Genomic DNA, 1,479 nt, shown 5'->3' with positions numbered 1-1,479 from the left:
GTCGAGCTGCTCGATGAGGGCGTCCGCCGCACGCGTGCCGAGCTCCCGGCCGGGCGCGAGCATGGTGGACAGCCGCGGGTAGTGCTGGTCGGCGTTCGCCGCCGAGGACGCGATGCTCAGGACGGAGACGTCCTCGGGCACCCGACGACCGGCGTCGAACAGCCCGACGAGGAGCCCGCCGGCGGAGTCGTCCTTCATCACGAGCACCGCCGAGAGCTCCGGGTCCGCCGTCAGCAGCGCCTCGGCCGCACCACGACCGCCCTCGCTGCCGGCCCCCGCGTACACGACGGTCCCCGCGAGCCCCCGCTCGGCGACGAGCTCCCGGAAGGTCGACTCGGCGCGGAGGTGCGGGGCGTAGCCGGCCATCGGCGTCCCTTCGATGTCCTCGAGCACGAGACCGAACCGCCGGTGCCCGAGTGCGGTGAGGTGGTCGACGCTGTCGACGATCGTGGTCTCGAAGTCGATGTCGACGAACGGCAGGCCGGCGCTGTCCCGGGTGCGGCCGATCAGGGTGAAGGGCACCTCGAGGTCGGTGAGGACGGCCACCCGCGGGTCGTCCATCCGCACCTCCATGAGGATGACGCCGTCGACGAGCCCGCCGGACACGAGGTCGTCGAGGTCGTCGCCCGCGGGGTCGACCGGCCAGAGCACGAGGTGGTACCCGCGCTCGGACGCCCGCTGGGCCGCGCTCATGAAGAACTCCGACGTCGTCGGGCTGAAGCGGTTGCCCGTGGTCGGGAAGAGCAGGGCGATGATCCTGGTCCGACGGCTCGCCAGGGCACGGGCCACCACGTTGCCCCGGAACTTCAGCTCGCGCATTGCGGCCTTCACGCGGTCGGTCGTCGCGGGCGTGACGTACTTCGTCCCGTTCACGACGAAGGACACGGTGGCGATCGAGACGCCAGCGCGGTCGGCGACCTGCTGCATCGTGGCCACGACGCCCCCTCTCGTTCAGGACCCGCTCAGCATAAGCCCACGTCGAGAAAAAAGCGCTTTACGAGTGAAGCGCTTATCTGTTAGCGTCTCGCCCCAAGGAACGCAGGGACGACGACGTCAGCGAGTCGTGGTCGTGCGCCGAAGTCCATGACTCCACCAAGAGAAGAGCTGTGCAATGAAGCAGAAGTTCCCCTCGTCGCCCCGCCGACTCCGCGCCGTGCTCGGCGCGGTCGCGGTCCTCGCGACGGTCCCCCTCGTGCTCACCGGCTGCTCCGGCTCCGGCTCCGCCTCGTCCGGAGGGAGCAAGGCCCTCACGATCGAGGACTACTACGACGCGAGCTACAACCCGGTCTACAAGCAGTGCGCGAAGGAGGTCGGCGCGACCGTCACCATCAACCACGTCGCCGGCGCCGGCCTGATCTCGAAGGTGCTGCAGCAGGCGTCGTCGAAGACCCTCCCCGACGTCCTCATGCTCGACNNACCCGACGTGCAGCAGATCGCGTCGTCGGGTGCGCTGTCGGACCTCAGCGCGTACGGGCTCAG

General features: G+C 69.9%; 1 protein-coding gene and 1 pseudogene. One reads left to right on the top strand and one right to left on the bottom strand.

Annotated features, from left to right (window positions below; all coding sequences use genetic code 11):
- Positions 1-927, bottom strand: a 927-nt coding sequence (locus tag I59_RS12630; RefSeq protein ID WP_031273752.1) for a LacI family DNA-binding transcriptional regulator, incomplete at its 3' end; no start/stop codon positions are given.
- Positions 928-1,111: 184 nt separating this feature from the next.
- Here I59_RS12630 and I59_RS12625 point away from each other — a divergent pair.
- Positions 1,112-1,479: pseudogene (locus tag I59_RS12625) on the top strand (extracellular solute-binding protein); the annotation flags it as partial.

The sequence above is a fragment of the Curtobacterium sp. B8 genome (assembly GCF_000333315.1).
GTDB classification, from domain to species: domain Bacteria; phylum Actinomycetota; class Actinomycetes; order Actinomycetales; family Microbacteriaceae; genus Curtobacterium; species Curtobacterium luteum.
The sequence above is the reverse complement of the archived record's forward strand: the minus strand, read 5'-3'. Positions and strand labels throughout refer to the sequence as shown.